The organism is Croceicoccus esteveae, from assembly GCF_031846435.1.
GTDB classification, from domain to species: domain Bacteria; phylum Pseudomonadota; class Alphaproteobacteria; order Sphingomonadales; family Sphingomonadaceae; genus Croceicoccus; species Croceicoccus esteveae.
Map to the genome: position 1 here is coordinate 218,224 of NZ_JAVRHS010000002.1, position 18,746 is coordinate 236,969.

The window sequence follows — 18,746 nt, forward strand, 5'->3', positions numbered from 1 at the left end:
CCAGGCAATGATCCTTACCAGTCGAGGATCGCCCATCCGCGCTGCTGCGCCAGTTTACGCAGTGGTTTCGAAGGATTGACGGCAAGGCATTCGTCAGCCCACTCGAAACTCGGCAGGTCGGACAGATGGTCGGAAAAGAACCGGACATGCGTCTTGCTGCGTTTTATCTGATGGTCACGAAGGAAGCGGGTCATCATGTCGCGCTTTGCAGTGCCGTAGCAATTGTCACCATCGATCCTGGCAAGGAGCATGTCGTCCTCCCATCTCGATCGGGTCGCCACTATGTCGTCGATGCCAAGGCGCGCAGCGATTGCATCAAGGTAGAAGCGGTTCGCGGCCGAGGCGAGCACAATCCTGCGACCCTCGGCACGTTCCTGCGCAATACGCTGCACGGCAGCAGGAAAAGTGCCGGAACTGGCAATCCGGTCAGCAAACGCTTCGGCAATCGGCACCACGGCGCTGCGCGGCACCTTTGCGCCGATGAGGAAGCGTTGTTCCCATTCCTTGACCCGCCGCCGGTCGATCAGGCCTGCAAGATATGCCAGCATACCGGCGACAACCACAGGTGCCAGAAACAGCCGCCAAGGCGCCAGCCGCCTGGCCGCAAACAGCATGAAGGCGGTATAGGTCGGCTTGCGCGTCAGCGTCCGGTCAAGATCGAATATTGAAAGCGGCGGAGACTCCCTGACAGAGGGCTCGCCGGTCATTCACCCGCATCCTCTCGAGCGGCAAGAATACCTTGCGCCAGCGCGTGGTCAGCCAGCTTGTCCACATCGACAGCTGCATCCGCGTGGCCAAGTACGACCAACCTTGCCGACAGACCGAGGCGCTTGCCCGCAGTGCGGAGCGCATGCGCAAGGCCGATGGTCCGCGTGACAGCCCGCAGCGCAAGAAAGGGGCCAAAGTGCAGGAACAATCGCCATGCGTGCTTGCGATCCTGTTCGGCGGATGACCACAGATCAAACGCCGGAAGTGCCCGGTCACTGCGCGCAGCGAACAGATTGGCGCCAGTATAGCTGCCGTCAGCGAATTTGAGCCAGGTCCGGCGCGATTGCGGATGGGCCTGCTCCAGCGTGTGACGCGCAACGACGCCCACGCAAAGGTCGCCCTCGTTGCATTGGCTAAGGAAATCCTCGATCATTGGCGGGGTGAGCAGCGGGTGATCGGCAGTCGTGATCAGCACCGGCCATGGCGCTGCCCCGCTGCCCGCCACCTTTGCCACGCTGGCGGCGATGCCGTCACCGCTGTTGCATGTTGCGATCCGGTCATGACTGGCTGCCCATGCCAGCGGACCGTGCAATAGCGACTCTGGCCGCTGGGCAAGAACCACCACCTGCCTGATCGAATGCGAGCCTAGCAATGTGCGCAGCACCCGGTCCAGCATGGGTTGGCCACCAACCTTGACCAGCGCTTTCCAGTGTTCGCCAAAGGCCTGCGCCAGCGGATCTGTGCCCGGCCGCTGTCCGGCAAGGACGATCGCCGTCCAGTCCGCCTTGCCATCCGCGCCCGCAACAGCGGGTTCACGCAAGCTGTCGGGCAATCGGCCGGATGGCAAAGGTTTTGCTGACAAGGATCCGTCAGGACGGTCGGAAATCATCACGACCACGCTTCAGCAGTGGTCGTGGCGATAGCTGCCACAAGCAACATGTCTGCCAACGCGCTTGGTCGACCACCCCTATTCGGCCGCCTGGACAGTGCCGAACAGGCCCGGTCCGTTATCCTCGACAGGCTCGACATCATTGGCTCGCTTGCGGCGATTGTCGAAGCTTGCCCACACTTCATTCCAGTCACCGCGCGTCGCGGCCTTGGAATATTCGGTCGCGCGCGTCTCGAAGAAATTGGCATGCTCCACACCATTGAGCAGCGGCGCCAGCCAGGGCAACGGATGTTCCTCAACCATGTACACTGCCGGCAGACCAAGCTGGCTCAACCGCCAGTCGGCGATGTAGCGGATGTACTTCTTGATCTCCTTTGCCGTCATGCCGACGACCGGGCCTTGCTCGAACGCCAGATCGATGAAGGCATCCTCAAGCCGCACTGTCTTCTGGCACATGTCGATGATGTCCTCCTTGACCGCCTTGGTCAGGCAGCCGCGTTCAGCGCAAAAGGCGTGGAACAGCCGGGTGATGCCTTCGCAATGCAGCGTTTCATCGCGGATCGACCAGCTGACGATCTGGGCCATGCCTTTCATCTTGTTGAAACGCGGAAAGTTCATCAGCATGGCAAAGCTGGCGAACAATTGCAGCCCTTCGGTAAAGCCGCCGAACATGGCCAGCGTGCGGGCGATGTCCTCATCGGAATCGACGCCGAACTGCTGCAGATAGTCGTGCTTGTCCTTCATCTCGGCATATTCCATGAACATGCCATATTCGCTTTCGGGCATGCCGATGGTGTCGAGAAGGTGGGAATAGGCCGCGATGTGGACCGTTTCCATGTTGCTGAACGACGTCAGCATCATCTTTACTTCGGTCGGCTTGAAAACACGGCCGTATTTCTCGTGGTAGCAGTCCTGCACCTCGATATCCGCCTGCGTGAAAAAACGGAAGATCTGCGTCAGCAGATTGCGCTCATGCTCGGTCAGCTTCTGCGCCCAATCCCGGCAATCCTCACCCAGCGGCACCTCTTCGGGCAGCCAGTGCAACTGCTGCTGCCGTTTCCAGAACTCATAAGCCCAGGGGTATTCAAAAGGCTTGTAGGAATTGCGGGCTTCGAGGAGCGACATAGTTAAACCCCTTGGTAGACAGATTGGCCAGGTGGCGTACCGAACCACCACGGCAAAAGCCGGTCCGGATCCGCCAAACGGCAAAGGAAACGCATCTTCATTTCAACGCACGTAGATCGCTTTGCACCAGATACAACACAGCATATGGTTTGTATAGCACCTGCAACACGCAGGATGTGGTAGTTTGTATAGAAGCCAGATCTACAAAATGTCCAGCCTTGGCGCGGCTCTTTCCACAGGCTGGGCAAAAGAGAGCCGGCCCTCGCCCGCTGCGGTGAAAGCAATGTGGCGGTGCTGCAAACGATCACAACTCGGTTTCGTAGTAAGAGTTACCGTCAACTTGAACCCACTCGGTGGCTACCCCACACCGCAATTCCTTTGCCGCTGGTCCGGAACGCTTGTGCGGGTCGCGCCGTTCTTGTGTCAGGTCGCCCGATTGCTCTCCCCCTTCCCGATGCGGTCGGGCGACACTGACCAAGCTTTTGCAAGGAGTACCGCGATGGGCGAATATGAACCGGACGATTCCCGCAAGGTTACCCGCACTGCCACGGCGAGCGGTGGCCGGTGGAGCGCACCGACCGGTATCGAACCCGAACGGACCGGAGTGCATGAGGCAGAGACTCGCAAACACGATACGACGGAGAACAACACAATGGCAAACACCGGAATGACGGATATCAGCGCAGTCAAGGAACACATGAAGATCGTCGGAGCAGACGGCGCGCCTGTCGGCACTGTCGACAGAGTCGAAGGTGACCGGATCAAGCTGACCAAGGACAGCAGCAGCGCCGGTTTCGATCAGCAGACGCATGCCGGGCATCACCACTATATTTCGGTCGGTCTTATCGCCGGGGTAGAGGGTGACACGGTGCGTCTGTCAGCAACAGGTGCCAACGCCGTCCGCATGGAAGAAGAGAAAAGCTAAACCGGACATCAGGCAGCATGTACCCGATGTACAACAGCAGGCGTCGGTCATGCTGCCGCACCGGTCGCGGTGTCCGCTCAACGCGAACGCGCCCGGTCAACTCCACTGCTCGCCGGCTTATGATAAGCTGGCGGGCTTTAGATGTGTGTGCTCAACCCAATCCCGCATTGCCAGCAACAAGGCATGCAAGGGCCACAAGCAACCCGGTCGTACGGTTTGAACGGAACTTTGCCAGGGGATCAGCGGCGTTATCCGGGCGCAACGTCACGATCTGCCAGCCAAGATGGGTAGCTGCCGGAAGCAGCGCCACCAGCACGAGCCATTGTTCCCGCAGCAGCCAGAACGCCAGAGCCCAGAAACCTGCCGCTGCACCATAAAACAGCGTGACGCCGCCACGCACATGCGGCCCCATTGCCCGTGCGCTCGATCGGACACCCACCAGCGCATCATCTTCCAGATCCTGCAAGGCATAAATGGTGTCGTACCCGATGGTCCAGCAGATCGCCCCTGCGTAAAGCAGGCCCAGCACTGCCCAGGCAGGATTGCCGATCTCCACCCAGGCGACCAGCGCCCCCCAGCTGAAAACAAGACCCAGCCATGCTTGCGGCCACCATGTAATGCGCTTCATCAGGGGATAGGCGGCCACCGGAGCCAGGCTCGCCAAGGCGACCAGCTGCGCCTGCCAGCGCAATTGCAACAGCACGAGCAGGCCAATCGCTGCCAGCACCGCAAGCCACAGGAGTGCCTGCCGCGTCCCTATTGCCCCGCTCGCGAGCGGGCGTGATGCCGTGCGGGTAATCTTCCGGTCCAGATCGCGATCGACATAATCGTTCCAGACACAGCCTGCGCCTCGCATGACGACAGAGCCCAGCAGGAACCAGAGCAGCAGCGGCCAACGGTCCTTGCCTCCTGCCAGCAACAATCCCCATGCGCATGGCCAGAACAGCAGCCACCAACCGATCGGCCGGTCGAACCGGGCCAGAATGGCATAGGGCTGCAGCCGTTCCGGCAGGCAGGCAATCAGTCCGCGATGTTCAGTATCGGGCAGTCCGGGTGCAGTCATGCGGCCGGCACCTAGCGGCTTTCCCTGCCGCTGCGAAGGGGGTAGCAGGCAGGCATGTCCGCCACTCCCGCCTGGCCGCCGCGCAGCGCCCCTCGCCTTTTTCTCACCACCCGGCTTGCCGCAGGCGACGTGCAGCGCATCGAAGGGCAGCAGGCGCATTATCTTTCAAGGGTGATGCGGGTCGGACCCGGCGACACAATCATCCTGTGCGACAATGCCACCGGTGAATGGGCCGCGCGGGTGCAAAGCGCAGGCAAACGCAGCGTCATTGCAGAAACCGTCGAATTGCTGCGCTGCCGAGAGGACGTGCCCGATCTGGTGCTGTGCGTCGCCTTGCTGAAAAAGCCGCGCTTCGATCTGGTGCTGGAGAAAGCGACGGAACTGGGCGTGCGCACGATCCAGCCAGTCATTACCCGACGGTGCGTTGCAGATGCGCTGAACGCAGAACGGGCCCGCACCATCATTACCGAGGCGGCCGAACAATGCGCACGCACCGCGCTGCCAGAGCTCGCCTTGCCCGTTACCTTGGCCGGTATTCTGCGCGGGTGGGATCCGGCGCGCACGCTATATTTTGCAGATGAAGCGGGCGGCGCCCAAGCTGCAGACGCTTTTGCCGCCCGCATCGGCCCTGCCGCGCTGCTGATCGGCCCGGAAGGAGGCTTCGATGACGCAGAGCGTGACGCTGTTCGCGCAACGGCTGCTGCCCGGGCCATCACGCTCGGTCCGCGTGTCCTGCGGGCTGAAACCGCTGCGATCGCCGCTGTGTCGCTGTGGATGGGAGTTGCCGGCGATTGGGCAGATGCACGCGCGGACAGCCCTGCTACGCCTTCGGCCGCCTGCCCGCCGGGTCTGCGATGATCTGACCTTGTGATATCGTCAGGCAGGGGCGCCGGAAGAAGCGTTGAAACTTTGCGCTGGCATAGCTCTGGAACGCATTCTAACGCCGCGTGATGAGCACGCGCAGCACATCCTTGACCACCAGCCCGATCATCGAAAACCGGGCGCAACTGACAGAACCCATGATCGCCGGGGAAAAGCGTGCGGACGCCTGGCGTATTGGCACAGAGCATGAAAAATTCGTCTATCGCCGCGCTGACAAGCACGCACTCACCTACGACGAGGAGGGCGGCATCCGCGACATTCTGCTCGCACTGGGCGATTTTGGCTGGAATCGGGTAGAGGAGAACGGCAGGGTCATCGCGATGGCGGGGCCGGACGGAACGGTCAGCCTGGAACCTGCCGGACAGCTTGAACTGTCAGGCGCGCCGTTGGTCGATCTGCACCAGACCTGCGCGGAGACGGGCCGTCATCTTGAGCAGGTCAAGCAGATTGGCGAGCGGTTGGGCGTCGGTTTTCTTGGCACCGGAATGTGGCCAGACAAGGCGCGGACGGATTTGCCAATGATGCCCAAGGGCCGATATGACATCATGCGGCGGCACATGCCGCGGGTTGGCAATCTGGGCCTCGACATGATGCTGCGCACCTGCACGATCCAGGTAAATCTGGACTACGCCAGCGAAGCGGACATGGTGAAAAAGTTCCGCGTTGGCCTTGCGCTGCAACCGCTGGCAACAGCCTTATTTGCCAATTCCCCGTTTCTGGAAGGCAAGCCCAGTGGGTATCTTTCCTACCGCAGCCATATCTGGTCCGACACCGATCCTGCACGCACCGGCATGCTGCCGTTCGTGTTCGAAGATGGGTTCGGTTATGGTCGTTACGTCGAATACATGCTGGATGTGCCGATGTATTTCGTCTTTCGCGACGAGCGCTACATCGATGCGGCCGGGATGAGCTTTCGTGATTTTCTGGACGGCAAGCTGCCTGTCCTGCCCGGCGAGCGTCCTACGCAAAGCGACTGGCAGGATCATCTGTCCACTGCGTTTCCCGAAGTGCGGCTGAAAAGCTTTTTGGAGATGCGTGGCGCAGATGGCGGACCCTGGGATCGGATCTGTGCGCTGCCGGCGCTGTGGGTGGGACTGCTCTACGACCAGAGCGCACTCGACGCTGCTTGGGATCTCGTCAAAGGCTGGGACATGGCAGGGCGCGAACATCTGCGCGCAACGGTGCCGGCGCGCGGACTTGACGCGCCGCTGCCAGGCGGCGGCAGCCTGCGGGACATCGCCGGAGAAGTGCTGACCATCGCGCGAAGCGGCCTGTCCGCGCGCAACAGGTGCAATTCGGGCGGCGATAATGAAACCGGCTTTCTCGAGCCGCTGGAAGAAGTGGTGCGGACCGGGCGCACACCTGCCGAAGAGATGCTGGCGAAATATCACGGCAGGTGGAACGGCGATGTTTCGCACATCTACGAGGAATACAGTTTCTGAACGCGCAGCCCGTTCCTGGCTGAACGGTTACGGCACGCGCGCCAAAATTCGACTGACAGTGCGACTAACTCTTACCGAAAAGCGTTGATCCGGCCGCTGTCATCCAGGACGTAGAGAGTGCCGTTGGCAACCACCGGGGCAAGCGACACCGGCTTGCCAACATCGGTCTGTTGCACCGCCGAGCCGTCAGTGGCATCCACGGCCCAGATTTCCCCGCGTGAATTTACTGCCCACAGCCGACCGCCTGCAAGCACGGGACCGGACCAGAAAATTTCGTCTTCCCGATCTTTCTCATCGCGAAACTGCCGAAGCTGCGCGATCCAACGCACCTTGCCAGTAGCCCGGCTGATTGCGAGCATGCGGGCATCGTCGGTCAGCGTGAATATCCAGTCACCCGCAACTGCCGGAGTGGATATGCCGGCAAGGTTGAGCTCCCAGATGCGCTGCCCGGTGACCAGCTCATAAGCGGCCATGCGACCGCCCTGCCCCAGTGCATACACACGGCCGCTGTCAATGATCGGATCGGCGTCGATATCGGTGAGCGTGCCGACCGAGGTTGAAATGCTGGTCCGCGACAACGCATCGGCCCACAGATTGCGGCCATTTTCATAGCGATAGGCAATGAGCTCGCCTGAACTGTAGCCTGCAATCACGGTGCCCTGCCCGGCGGCGGGAGCAGCAACGCCAAAGACACCCGACTGGCCAAGAGAGCCTGCTTCAAGCCATTGCTGGACTCCGCTTGCTGCATCGAAGGCGATGATGCGGTTGTCCTGCGTCATGACGTACACCGATCCGAATGAAAGGGTCGGTGAACCACGCAAGGGGGCGCCTGTCTGCACCCGCCAGATCTGCGCCCCGGTCTGTGCGTCCAGTGCGGCAACTTCGCCAAGGCCGGTGGTTGCAAATACCCGGCCACCATCGAAACTGACGCCGCCGCCGAACAACGCGTTGCGTCCATCGCCGTCCACCTGCTCCAGCGAGCGCTGCCAGATAGCTGCACCTGTCTGTGCGTCGAAAGCATGAACACTGCCGGCGGTATCATAAACGAACAGCTTGCCTGCGCCGATCACCGGTGCAGCAGCAAGCCGGCGGCGACTGCTCCCGCCCGGGATCTGGACGGACCAGGCGGGCGCGATGCTGGGCGCAAGCGCCAGATGGCCATAGCTTTTCGATGCTGATCCGCCTGCCTGCGCCCATTCCGCATTGCTCTGCTGTGCAGGCAGGACGATCGGCACATCGGCCAGCGTCGGATCGACCTTGGCGCCACTTTCGATGCGCGAGAGGATCGGCGTGCGTTCCCCGATCGTTGGTGTGCTGCTGACATCCTTGTCGCCGAACACCCCGCAGCCTGCCACCGATACGGCAAGCGCGATCAACGCGGTGCCGCGCAATGCCGCACGCATGGATTTGTTGATACTGCGCGCCGGCGCAGCAGAAGCCGTTTTCAGAAAAATCATGGCAATCCTCTTTACCGCTGCTGCGCAGCACTGTTGCGCGCGATGGTGTCCACCACCTCCTGCGCATCGTCGACCGCGTCGGTGCCAAGCACGCCGGCAATCTGCCGGGCACGGGCGCGCAGGGTTTCCGGCGTGTCACTGTCCTTCGCGATCGCCGCGAACAGCGCGCCTGCCGGTTCGGTCTTGCCCTGCTTGAGATAAGCCATCGCCACCAGCTCACCCGCGCTGCCGAAGAATGCATCGCCCGGCGCCGCCAATGGTTGCAGCCGCTGGATCACGACCTGCGGGTCCAGCGTATCGAACCCTGCGGCCATCGCGCGGATTGTCGCAAGATTGCGCAGCGGTTGCGCAACATCCTCGTTCTGCGCGACATTGTCGAACAGGCGCATGGCCTGCGCCGCATCGCCCTGTTCCAGCGCTATTCCTGCACGCGCCATCATGGCGGGCGCGCGATAAGCGGCACTTTGCGTCTCCACCAGAGGCGCAAGCTTCTGTGCCGCTGCATCCAGCTGTCCTGCCTCCAGCCGATCAAGCGCCAGCACCAGTTCGACCGCTTCTGCCTCTGCCGCGGCGGTCTGTTGGGCATGCCACCAGACATATCCGCCAAGGCCCACCACCAGCACAACGGCCAGAATGATCAGCGGCATGCCAAACCGCGCCATCGCACCTTGCAGGCGATCCTGCCGGACGGCATCATCGACCTCGCGCATGAAAACATCCTGCTGCGCACGGTCGCGCTGGGCGATGATCTCCTGCCGGTTCTGGGGATTGGTCGGGCGAAGCGCCAATTGCGAGCCTTTCAAGCGTGGTCTTGCGGGGTTTGCCGCGTGATAGGGGCGTACCGGCGGCTTTTCAACGGCAAAGCCGCCCTGCCTCATGGTCACCCTTGCAGCGTTCCGCAGCTTAACGAAAGATGAAGAACAACCTCCTCGACTGAAGTGCCGGCAGCGCGGTCGGCCGCTCAAGCCGCCTCAGGTAAGTTTGGGAACGCCCAGCAACCCCGCAAGCAGTTGGTGGTATTCCGCCGGTGACGTGTGTGCGGCGGCAAATTGCCCGTTGGACTTGCCCGTAGCGCGCCGTGCCTCCTCATCTGCGCACAACATGACCATTGCCTCGGCGATGGCGCCAGCATCGGGCGAAACGTGCTGCACCATACGTGTGTCGGGCGGCAGAAGCTGCGCCAGAGCCGGTCCGCCGATGGCGATGCAGGGCACTTTTGCCGCCTGCGCCTCGAGCAGGTCGGAAGGGATGCAGCCGTGCGCGCGCACGATTGCAAGTTCGAACATGCCGGCAAGGCTCGTCTGTCCGATGCGAGCGCCCGGCCCATCCATCCGATCGGAGAACAGCAGACGGTCCTGCACGCCTGCTTGCTGGGCTGCCTCTGCAACAGGCGCTGCTTGCGCGGAGCTGCCAAACACCACCATGAGCCAAGCGCTATCAAGCTTTCGCAGGGCTTGCATCAGGCTGTCAGCAAACGGTGCGATGTCGGCGGCCCGTGTGCCGATCCATTTTTCCTGCCGACGCTTCAGCAGCCTTGGTATGGCATCTGGCCTGACACTGTCCCTGGGTGCAGGAGGATAGAGCGGGGTTACAGCATGGATGCTTCCAGCCGCAGGTGACCAGGCGCGGGCAAACTCCTGTGCGCTTGTCAGCGTTGGCACGACGATGATCGGTGTGCGGGAAAATGCGATGCGGTGCCGCAAATCACGGAGCCGCCCCCCGCTGAACCCTTCGAGGCTATCGTGCATGTTTACGAGCGGCGGCAGGCTGAGTGGCTGGGTAAACAGGCTGTGCGCCATGACTGCGTTGATCGCGCGCTCCCCCCACGTCACGACAAGATCGTAACCCCGCATGGTCCGCGCCATACGCGCCATGCGTCCCAGCCCCGCCACGCCATCAAGCGATGGAAAGGACGGTCGATAAAGCTGGAGCCGGGACGCCAACGCATCATCGGCATCTGGTCCATGGTTCTGCATGCCGGATGGCAAGGAGCGGATCAGCCGCATTTTCCAGGGCGCCAGATCATCCTCCAGCCCAAGGTGCAGCACGCGGCGCAGCTTGTGTACGATGATCGGCTTCGCCATGGTCAGTCGGTTCTTTCCAGCATGCGCAGAATGGCAGCTTGTGCCACAGGTTCATTGAGCGTGGGTGCATGGCCGGTATCCCGGACCGTCAGCAATTCCGCGTCAGGCAGGCGATCGACCATGGCCTGTGCGGTCGCGGCGGACAGCACGTCCGAAGTTTCGCCGCGCACCACGAGAACAGGACAGGATGCCAGTGCATCAAGCACGTTCCACCAATCTGCGCCCGCGCCTTGTGCCCGCCCGCTTTGCTCGTTCCGAACGGTCGGCAAGCCATCCTCCATCACATGGAGCTCGTCCCCAGCCCGGCTATCGCAATCAAGCGCGATACGCCCGTTGCCCCCTGCCGACATCAGCCGCTTGGCATGGGCGATCCACTGGTCAAGCTGCCAGCCGGGATGATCCTGCGCCTGCGCCTCCTGCAGCGCGCGCGCTGCATGCATCCAGGTGGGAAAGCTGCGGTTCTGTAACGTGCCGCCGCTGTTGCGCGCCAGCCCTTCGCGGCCCATCACGGGCCCGGCCTCGTTCAGCACCGCTGCTGCCACGAGGAAGGGGTCGATGCGGGCAAGAAGCATCGCCAAGACACCACCCAGCGAGGTGCCGATGATTACTGCGCGCGCTATCCCCTCACGCTCCAGCAATTGCCGAAGGTCATCTATATGCCGATCGATAGTGTAGCCTGTCTGATCGCGCGCCTGCTCACTTGACCCGCGCCCGCGCAGATCCACCGCCAGCACACGGCGCGAAGGAGCGATCCGCTGCGCAAGGTGGTCATACTCCCGGGCATTGCCGACAAGCCCCGGCAGGCACACGATCGGCAGGCGGTCCGCTGTGCTGTCAGCCGCATGATCGCGGTAATGAAGTTGCAGCCCATCGTCGCTTTGAAACACCTTGTCTGTGTACCGCTGGCTGGCTGCCGCGCCAGTTGATGCCGCACCACTTGCCGCCGCGCCAATTGCTGTATCGTCACCTGTCACGCCCAGCTTCTCAACCTGTTGCCGCTTCATATCTGTGCGCGCCGCTTGCAAGCCAAGCAACACAACCCCACTATCGCGTCATGCCCGGCGAACCGCAACAGTCAAGCTACCATCCAGAAACGCCAATGCTGGCAATTGCCGACTGGCTGGCAGACCCGGTCGCCGCCGCCCAGTTTCCACAGCATCGGCTGCGGTTTCGCAACGATCGGGCGGCTGGACAGACCGGCTTGCGGACGCTTGATGACGAAGCCTGGATTGAACATTTCGGTCAGTTTCGTCCTCTGCCAGGCAATCTGCCGCAGCCATTGGCATTACGTTACCATGGCCATCAGTTCGGCAGCTACAATCCCGACCTTGGCGATGGACGTGGTTTCCTGTTTGCCCAATTGCGCGCCGACGACGGGCGGTTGCTGGACCTTGGCACCAAGGGGTCGGGGCAGACACCCTACAGCCGCCAGGGCGACGGGCGGTTGACGCTGAAAGGCGCAGTGCGCGAAATACTTGCTACAGAAACACTCGAGGCGCTGGGCGTTCATACTTCCCGCACCTTGTCGGTCATCGAAACCGGTGAACAATTGCATCGCGCAGACGAACCTTCACCGGCGCGCTCCGCCGTGCTTGTCCGGCTTAGCCACGGACACATCCGCGTCGGCAGCTTTCAACGGCTTGCCGCGATGGGTGAGGACGATCATCTGCGCGCGCTGGTGGATTATGCGCTGGTCTATTATCCCGGCCCGCCGCCTCCCCCGGATGCGCCGGGCCGCAATCAGGCGCCTGCCCGGCTGCTGCATCAGGTGGTCGAGCGGCTTGCCGATCTTGCCGCGTCCTATATATCGGCCGGATTTGTCCACGGCGTGCTCAACACCGACAACATGAATATTTCGGGCGAAAGTTTCGACTATGGCCCATGGCGGTTCCTGCCGCATTGGGAGCCGGGCTTTACCGCCGCTTATTTCGATCATCATGGCCTGTATGCTTTTGGCCGGCAGGCAGAGGCAATCAAGTGGAACTGCGCGCAGCTGGCAATCGCATTGCGCCGCATCTGCCCTGCCGAACCGCTGATTGCGGCGGTTGAACGTTATGACGCACTCTTCACGCTGGCGCTGGGTCGCCGCTATGCCTGGCGCCTTGGCCTGAAGGTCGACGACACCGCCGCAAGCCTGCTCGTGCGGCAGGTCGAAGACGCGCTGACCAGCGCCGGATTGCAGCCCGACTCCTTCTTCCATGCAGCTCGGACGGGCAATCTTCCGCAGGATGGCCATTGCAAGACACTGGCCGCCACGCTCGCTGCATCTGAACGAGCGGCAGATGATCATCCCTACTGGTCTGGCGACACCGCACAATCCATGCAGATCGACGAGGTGGAAGCAATCTGGAGCGCAATTGACCGCGAGGACGACTGGACGCGATTGCACGACAAAATTGCCACCATCCGCAACATGGGTGCAGCCCATGGCGCGCCGCCGCTGCCCGCAGGGCACCTGCCCGCAGCGGCCCAGCTTTGAAAACCGCTACAGGAACCATTGCATTGCCCGACCAGATTGTTTCCGTCGAACCTGCCACCGGACACGAAATTGCCCGCTTCGACATGAATGATGCAGAAGCAGCTGTCCAGAACGCGCATGCCGCGCGGGCAGAATGGGCCGCAACTTCGCTCAGCGACAGGGTTGCGGCACTGCGCCGCTTTGCCGAACTGGTCGGCGACGAGGCGGAAGATCTTGCCACGCTCATCGCGCGCGAAACGGGCAAGCCCTTGTGGGAAGCGCGCACCGAAGTTCAGGCGGTAATCGCCAAGGTGGAAATTTCCATTACCGCATTTGCCGAGCGAACCGGCAACAAGGATCTGCCCGGCCCGGTGTCCGGCGCACTGCGGCACAAGCCTCATGGGGTAATGGCAGTGCTGGGCCCATACAACTTTCCGGCTCATCTGCCCAACGGGCACATCGTTCCTGCGCTGCTCGCCGGCAATGTCGTGCTGTTCAAGCCGTCGGAAAAGACGCCAGCGGTGGGAGAACGGCTCGTGGCTTTCTATCACCGCGCAGGGATTGGCGATGATATCGTGAAGCTTCTGATCGGCGGGGCCGAACAGGGCCGCAACCTCATCGCAGACCGGCGCGTGGACGGCGTCCTGTTCACTGGCTCGTCCACGACGGGAATCGCGATCAGCAAGGCGCTGGCGGAGCGGCCGGGCACAATTGCCGCACTGGAGATGGGAGGCAACAATCCTTTGATCGTGTGGGATACGGATCGCTTCGCAGATGCTGCTGCGATCATCGTGCAATCGGCTTACACGACCGCCGGGCAACGCTGCACGGCAGCCCGCCGCCTGATCGTGAAGGCGGATCTTTACGACACTCTGATGGCGCATCTGTTACCGATGGTCGACCGTATCGTGACCGGTGGACCGTTCGATGATCCGCAGCCGTTCATGGGACCTGTCATCGACAATGCTGCGGCAGATGCGTTGCTTGTCGCGCATCAACGGCTTGTCGACAGCGGCGCGAAAACCGTGCGTCCGCTGCGCCGTACCTCTCCAGACCTGCCTTTCCTGTCACCGGCAATTCTTGATGTCACCGACACGCCGCAACGAAGCGATGCAGAGATATTCGGCCCGTTGCTGCAGGTGATGCGCGTGTCGACATTCGATGAGGCGATCGCGGCGGCAAACGACACGGCCTACGGCCTCTCTGCCTCTCTGGTCGGCGGTAGCCAGGCTCAATACGACCGCTTCTGGCAGCGTAGCCGTGCCGGCATCGTCAATTGGAACAGGCCAACCAACGGGGCATCTTCGGCCGCGCCTTTTGGCGGTATCGGATTGTCAGGCAACCACCGGCCCGGCGCCTATTATGCCGCAGATTATTGCTCCTACCCCGTTACCAGCACGGAAGCCGACTTACCAAGGGCAGCCATAGATGTAGGGCTGGTTCCCGGCTGATGAGGCGGAGCCCCAGCATCGGATCTCTGGAGTCAAAGGCAGCTGTGTAGCCAACGCGGGAAGCGAACGACTGGTTCGGGCAATTCAGGTTCGGGCAGGAGCGCACCGTCATCAGCGATGCGATCCTGCCGGTAAAATCCTGTTCAACCGTGCACTGTCGCACACGCGGTCATCAGCGGCAACGCGATCCGCTCCGGTCAATCTCGCGGCCCAGCAATGCGCCGCCTGCTGCACCAAGCAAGGCACCCAGCGTGCGATCGCCCCTGCCGGCAACCTCATTGCCGATCACGCCACCGACTGCACCGCCGATCAACAGGCCGGTCGTGCCGTTGTCCTTCTTGCAGTAATAGCGATTATCGCGTCCGCGCCAGACGCGGGTGTCGCGGCGGACCGGTTCATCGTAGCGGCTGTAGCGATAGCCGTCATAATCACGGTCACGCCGATCATTGCGGTAGTTGCGGTAATCGCGATAGTCCCTGCGGCTGTAATAACGGTCACGCTCGCGGTCGCGGCGATTTTCCACGTTCTCACTTTCAAGGATGGCACCGACGGGCGCGCCGAACTGCGCACTGGCCTGCGCCGGCGTTGATAGCGGCACCGCCTGCGCTGCAGGCGCGCACAGCATCAAGGCAGGAGCGCCAGCGGCGATGGCAGCGATGCGCAGGCGGGAAGCAAAGGGCTGGTCCATTTTCTCGTCTCCTTTTCGGACCGGAAGTACAAACGAAGGCCAGATTGCCCTTGTTGTCCGATCATCGATGTTCAGATTTATACCTCCTTTTATGAACGACAGGAGAACAGCGTTACAGATCTACCCACAATTTGGCGGCTTCCCTGCAACGAGCCTGCGCTCTAAGCACCGCAGGATGATTGATGCACAAGCTGCTTGCCAAGGAAAACGCCGTCATGGGTGACCCTGCCGCCACTCCCCAGCCGCGCAATGGTCTGCCGCTGGCGCTTGCCGCCTATACGATCTGGGGCGTGTTCCCGCTGTATCTCGTGCTCCTGAACGCAGTTAATCCCTTTGCGCTGGTTGGCTGGCGCATCATCTGGACCTTGCCCCTGTGCGCGGCGATGGTGGCGGTCGCCGGGCAATGGCCTGCGGTAAAAGCTGCGTTGCGCAACCGGCGGGTGCTGTTGTGGATGGGGGCCAGCTCTGTCCTGATCAGCGTCAATTGGCTCGTGTATGTCGTTGCCGTGCAGCGCGGCTATTTCTACGCCGCCAGCCTTGGCTATTACATCAACCCGCTGGTCAACGTGCTGCTTGGCACCATCATGCTGAAGGAGCGGCTGGGCTCATTGCAGTGGATTGCCGTAGGTCTGGCGGCAGTTGGTGTCGGCGTTCTTGCCTGGGAAGCCGAAGCCACGCTCATCATCAGCCTGGTTCTCGCGATCAGCTTTTCAGGTTACGGGCTGATCCGCAAGATCATTGCCGTGGACGCTCTGCCCGGCCTTACGATCGAAGTGGTGCTGCTTGCCTTGCCCGCCGCCATTGCCATCGCAGTCGCGCCACCCGGCAGTGCCAGCTTCGGGAGTTCAACCTCGATAACGCTGCTGCTGATGGGAGCCGGCGTCATGACGGCCGTGCCACTGCTGCTCTTTGCCGCAGCGGCACGGCGCATGCCTTATTCCGCGCTTGGATTTGTGCAGTTCATCGCACCCACCATCGTGTTCCTTCTGGGCATGTTCGTATTCGATCAGCCGCTCAACCAGGCGCAGCTCGTCTGCTTCGTGTTCATCTGGATCGCCATTGCACTTTTCTGCACTGACATCCTGCGCCGGGGCAATCTGGCGCGGCGCGGGTTGTCGCGCCTGTAAACCGCGCAATATTGCGCGGTCCAACCTGCTGAACCCGCTCGCCCTGACGGTCAGAGCGCGCCTGCAAAACGCAGCGGTTCACCGTGAGCCTTGTCGGCAAGCTGTCCGTTCCACATCGCCTGCTGGCCCCGCACGATGGTGCCAACCACCCGCCCTTGCAGCTGCTTGCCGGTAAAAGGCGACCAGCCGCAGCGCGAGGCCAGCCAGTCCTCGGTGATCTCGAAGCTGCCCTTGCAATCGACGATGGTAAAATCGGCATCATAGCCGGCCGCGATCCGCCCCTTGCCGACCAGTCCAAACACCCGCTGCACCCCGGCGCTGGTCATGTCGATCAGCCGTTCCAGTGTCATGCGGCCATGCGCCACATGGTCGAGCATCAGCGGCAGCAATGTTTGCACGCCCGGCATCCCTGCGGGCGAATCGGGATAGGTGCGTGCCTTTTCCTCTAATGTATGCGGCGCATGGTCGGACCCGATCACGTCCGCGACGCCCTGTTGCAGCCAGTACCACAGCCCATCGCGATGCGCCGCGCTGCGCACCGGCGGATTCATCTGCGCATGGGTGCCGATTGCCGGATAAGCTTCCTCTGCCGCCAGCGTCAGATGCTGCGGCGTCAGTTCGCACGTTGCAATATCACGATGCTGGCTGATCACTGCCAGCTCTGACGGGGTGGTCACATGCAGAATGTGGATCGGTCGCCGCGCCTGCCTGGCGAGCCGCAGAATGCGTGCCGTTGCCAGCATCGCGCTTTCGTCGTCGCGCCAGACCGGATGGCTCGCCGGATCGCCGGTCACGCGCAGGTTCTTGCGTTCATTCATGCGCTCCTCGTCCTCGGCATGGATGGCAACCCTGCGCGCCCCGCTTTCCAGCACCCGGGCGAGCGTCGCGTCTTCTGCGACCAGCAGATTGCCGGTCGACGAGCCCATGAAAATCTTTACCCCCGCTGTGCCCGGAATGCGCTCGAGCTCGGCCAGATGTTCCGCATTGCCAGCAGTTGCGCCCACATAGAAAGCGTGGTCACACCACATGCGATGATGCGCACGCCGCAGCTTGTCTGCAATGCGTTCGGCAGTGTCGGTATTGGGGTTGGTGTTGGGCATTTCGAAAACGGCGGTTACTCCGCCAAGAACAGCAGCCCGGCTGCCGCTTTCCAGATCTTCCTTGTGCTCCAGCCCGGGTTCGCGAAAATGCACCTGGCTGTCGATCACGCCAGGCAGGATGTCGAGCCCGGTGCAGTCAACCTGACGCACGCCGGGAAAACTGCCCAGCTGCACGATCTTGCCTTCGCGCACGCCGACGTCGATGTTGAGCGGTCCGGCAGGCGTATGGACCGTTCCATTGGCGAGGACCCATTCGGGCGTGTCATGCGTATCTTTCATGCCCCGACACTACCCGTGCCGGTCCACGGCGCAATTGCTTTTGGCACGCAAGGAAAAGGAAATGTTCACGATGACCGATCGCGTTGCAGCCACTCTTCTATGCAACCGCGCCATTGTCAGGTTGTCGGGGGAGGATGCCGCCGGCTTCCTCCAGAGTCTGGTTACAAACGATGTTACCGGTGTCATGCCGGTCTGGGCCGCCCTGCTGTCTCCGCAGGGAAAGGTGCTGTTCGACTTTTTCGTCTGGTTGTCAGGCGACGGGCTGTTGCTCGATTGTGAGCAGGCCCATGCCGATGATCTGGTCAAACGCTTGTCGCTGTACCGGCTGCGCCGCAAGATCGCCATTGAAGTTGATGAGACAGTGGCGGTGCACTGGAATGCCCATCGCGGCGACGGCGGCGCTGACGACCCGCGGCTGGCGGCACTTGGCCAGCGCTGGCTCAAACCATCTGATCCTGACAATGCCGATTGTGCCGACGATGCCTATCGTGCGCACCGGCTGGCGCTTGGCGTGCCGGAGGGCCGGGCCGAGCTGGGCTACGACCAGACCTTATGGCTGGAGTGCAATGCCGGCGAACTGAATGGCGTAAGTTTTGGCAAGGGTTGCTATATCGGACAGGAGAATACCGCCCGCATGAACTGGCGGCAAAAGGTGAACCGCCGCTTGCTGGTAGTACCCATCGACCGTTCGCAAGAAGCACGGCAGAGAACCGCCTACCCCTCGCTTGGCGTTGCTGTCGATCATCTTCGGATGGCGGACGTGCCGGCGGAATTGCTGCCCCGATGGCTGGAGCCGCAGCCTGTTGATGAATGATCCAACGATCTTCGGCCTGCCTGGAACAGGCCAGCCTGCGGCCCGTTGAATGGCCAAGGGCAGACAATGCAGGAGCAAAAAATGGGTGAGTTCACCGACAAGGTCAAAGGCAATGTCAATGAGGCAATTGGCAAGGCGAAGCAGCAAAGCAATGATCCTGACACCCGCGCCGAGGGCGCTGGACAGGAGACGAAGGGCAAAGGTGAGCAGCTCAAGGGCAAGGTCAAAGGTGTCATCAACGACATCTGACTACA

The 18,746-nt window shown here is 62.0% G+C and carries 18 protein-coding genes; 8 read left to right on the top strand and 10 right to left on the bottom strand.

Annotation, left to right across the window (positions count from 1 at the left end):
- Nucleotides 1-14 precede the first annotated feature (14 nt).
- The 3 genes from RM533_RS03880 to RM533_RS03890 form a co-directional block, all read right to left on the bottom strand.
- Nucleotides 15-707 carry an HAD family hydrolase gene (locus RM533_RS03880; RefSeq protein ID WP_311339890.1) on the bottom strand — a complete coding sequence of 231 codons (693 nt, stop codon included), beginning with the start codon at nucleotides 705-707 and terminating at the stop codon, nucleotides 15-17.
- The gene (locus tag RM533_RS03885; RefSeq protein WP_311339891.1) at nucleotides 704-1,528 is read right to left on the bottom strand and encodes an NTP transferase domain-containing protein; all 825 of its coding nucleotides are present in this window, start codon (nucleotides 1,526-1,528) and stop codon (nucleotides 704-706) included. Before RM533_RS03885 ends, RM533_RS03880 begins: the two co-directional genes overlap by 4 nt.
- Nucleotides 1,529-1,675: 147 nt before the next feature.
- Nucleotides 1,676-2,722: a ribonucleotide-diphosphate reductase subunit beta gene (locus tag RM533_RS03890; RefSeq protein ID WP_311339892.1), complete on the bottom strand. Its 1,047-nt coding sequence runs from the start codon at nucleotides 2,720-2,722 to the stop codon at nucleotides 1,676-1,678.
- 667 nt (nucleotides 2,723-3,389) lie between these two features.
- Here RM533_RS03890 and RM533_RS03895 point away from each other — a divergent pair.
- Nucleotides 3,390-3,647, top strand: a complete 258-nt coding sequence (locus RM533_RS03895) for a DUF2171 domain-containing protein (RefSeq protein ID WP_311340162.1) — start codon at nucleotides 3,390-3,392, stop codon at nucleotides 3,645-3,647.
- 151 nt (nucleotides 3,648-3,798) lie between these two features.
- On the opposite strand, the gene ubiA is transcribed toward RM533_RS03895, so the two are convergent.
- Complete coding sequence (ubiA, locus tag RM533_RS03900) at nucleotides 3,799-4,710, bottom strand: 4-hydroxybenzoate octaprenyltransferase (RefSeq protein ID WP_311339893.1); 912 nt, start codon at nucleotides 4,708-4,710, stop codon at nucleotides 3,799-3,801.
- A 54-nt stretch (nucleotides 4,711-4,764) separates the two neighbouring features.
- Here ubiA and RM533_RS03905 point away from each other — a divergent pair, with 54 nt between their 5' ends.
- Both RM533_RS03905 and RM533_RS03910 read left to right on the top strand, forming a co-directional pair.
- A complete protein-coding gene (locus tag RM533_RS03905; RefSeq protein ID WP_311339894.1) occupies nucleotides 4,765-5,568 on the top strand; it encodes a 16S rRNA (uracil(1498)-N(3))-methyltransferase in 804 nt (267 codons plus the stop codon).
- Between the two features lie 92 nt (nucleotides 5,569-5,660).
- Nucleotides 5,661-7,034: a glutamate--cysteine ligase gene (locus tag RM533_RS03910; RefSeq protein ID WP_311339895.1), complete on the top strand. Its 1,374-nt coding sequence runs from the start codon at nucleotides 5,661-5,663 to the stop codon at nucleotides 7,032-7,034.
- A 71-nt stretch (nucleotides 7,035-7,105) separates the two neighbouring features.
- Here the strand turns inward: RM533_RS03910 and RM533_RS03915 are convergent, their stop codons facing one another.
- The 4 genes from RM533_RS03915 to RM533_RS03930 form a co-directional block, all read right to left on the bottom strand.
- The gene (locus tag RM533_RS03915; RefSeq protein WP_432265024.1) at nucleotides 7,106-8,491 is read right to left on the bottom strand and encodes an outer membrane protein assembly factor BamB family protein; all 1,386 of its coding nucleotides are present in this window, start codon (nucleotides 8,489-8,491) and stop codon (nucleotides 7,106-7,108) included.
- A gap of 11 nt (nucleotides 8,492-8,502) precedes the next feature.
- Nucleotides 8,503-9,369 (bottom strand): tetratricopeptide repeat protein, encoded by an 867-nt coding sequence (locus RM533_RS03920; RefSeq protein WP_311339896.1) that lies wholly within the window; start codon nucleotides 9,367-9,369, stop codon nucleotides 8,503-8,505.
- Between the two features lie 93 nt (nucleotides 9,370-9,462).
- Entirely contained in the window at nucleotides 9,463-10,575 is a 1,113-nt protein-coding gene (locus RM533_RS03925; protein ID WP_311339897.1) for a glycosyltransferase family protein, read from the bottom strand.
- Between the two features lie 2 nt (nucleotides 10,576-10,577).
- Nucleotides 10,578-11,579, bottom strand: coding sequence for an alpha/beta fold hydrolase (locus tag RM533_RS03930; RefSeq protein WP_311339898.1), 1,002 nt, complete (start codon nucleotides 11,577-11,579; stop codon nucleotides 10,578-10,580).
- Nucleotides 11,580-11,629: 50 nt separating this feature from the next.
- On the opposite strand from RM533_RS03930, the gene RM533_RS03935 reads away from it, so the two are divergent.
- Nucleotides 11,630-13,054 (top strand): protein adenylyltransferase SelO family protein, encoded by a 1,425-nt coding sequence (locus tag RM533_RS03935; RefSeq protein WP_311339899.1) that lies wholly within the window; start codon nucleotides 11,630-11,632, stop codon nucleotides 13,052-13,054.
- Between the two features lie 23 nt (nucleotides 13,055-13,077).
- On the top strand, nucleotides 13,078-14,484 hold the full coding sequence (astD, locus tag RM533_RS03940; RefSeq protein ID WP_311339900.1) for a succinylglutamate-semialdehyde dehydrogenase: 1,407 nt from the start codon (nucleotides 13,078-13,080) through the stop codon (nucleotides 14,482-14,484).
- Between the two features lie 172 nt (nucleotides 14,485-14,656).
- On the opposite strand, the gene RM533_RS03945 is transcribed toward astD, so the two are convergent.
- On the bottom strand, nucleotides 14,657-15,172 hold the full coding sequence (locus tag RM533_RS03945) for a glycine zipper 2TM domain-containing protein (RefSeq protein ID WP_311339901.1): 516 nt from the start codon (nucleotides 15,170-15,172) through the stop codon (nucleotides 14,657-14,659).
- Nucleotides 15,173-15,354: 182 nt separating this feature from the next.
- Here RM533_RS03945 and rarD point away from each other — a divergent pair, with 182 nt between their 5' ends.
- Nucleotides 15,355-16,299 (top strand): EamA family transporter RarD, encoded by a 945-nt coding sequence (gene rarD, locus RM533_RS03950; RefSeq protein WP_311339902.1) that lies wholly within the window; start codon nucleotides 15,355-15,357, stop codon nucleotides 16,297-16,299.
- A gap of 50 nt (nucleotides 16,300-16,349) precedes the next feature.
- Here rarD and RM533_RS03955 read toward each other — a convergent pair whose 3' ends face one another.
- Complete coding sequence (locus RM533_RS03955; RefSeq protein WP_311339903.1) at nucleotides 16,350-17,678, bottom strand: dihydroorotase; 1,329 nt, start codon at nucleotides 17,676-17,678, stop codon at nucleotides 16,350-16,352.
- Between the two features lie 70 nt (nucleotides 17,679-17,748).
- On the opposite strand from RM533_RS03955, the gene ygfZ reads away from it, so the two are divergent.
- On the top strand, nucleotides 17,749-18,492 hold the full coding sequence (ygfZ, locus tag RM533_RS03960) for a CAF17-like 4Fe-4S cluster assembly/insertion protein YgfZ (protein WP_311339904.1): 744 nt from the start codon (nucleotides 17,749-17,751) through the stop codon (nucleotides 18,490-18,492).
- Nucleotides 18,493-18,573: 81 nt separating this feature from the next.
- Nucleotides 18,574-18,741 carry a CsbD family protein gene (locus tag RM533_RS03965; protein ID WP_311339905.1) on the top strand — a complete coding sequence of 56 codons (168 nt, stop codon included), beginning with the start codon at nucleotides 18,574-18,576 and terminating at the stop codon, nucleotides 18,739-18,741.
- The last annotated feature ends 5 nt before the right edge of the window (nucleotides 18,742-18,746 follow it).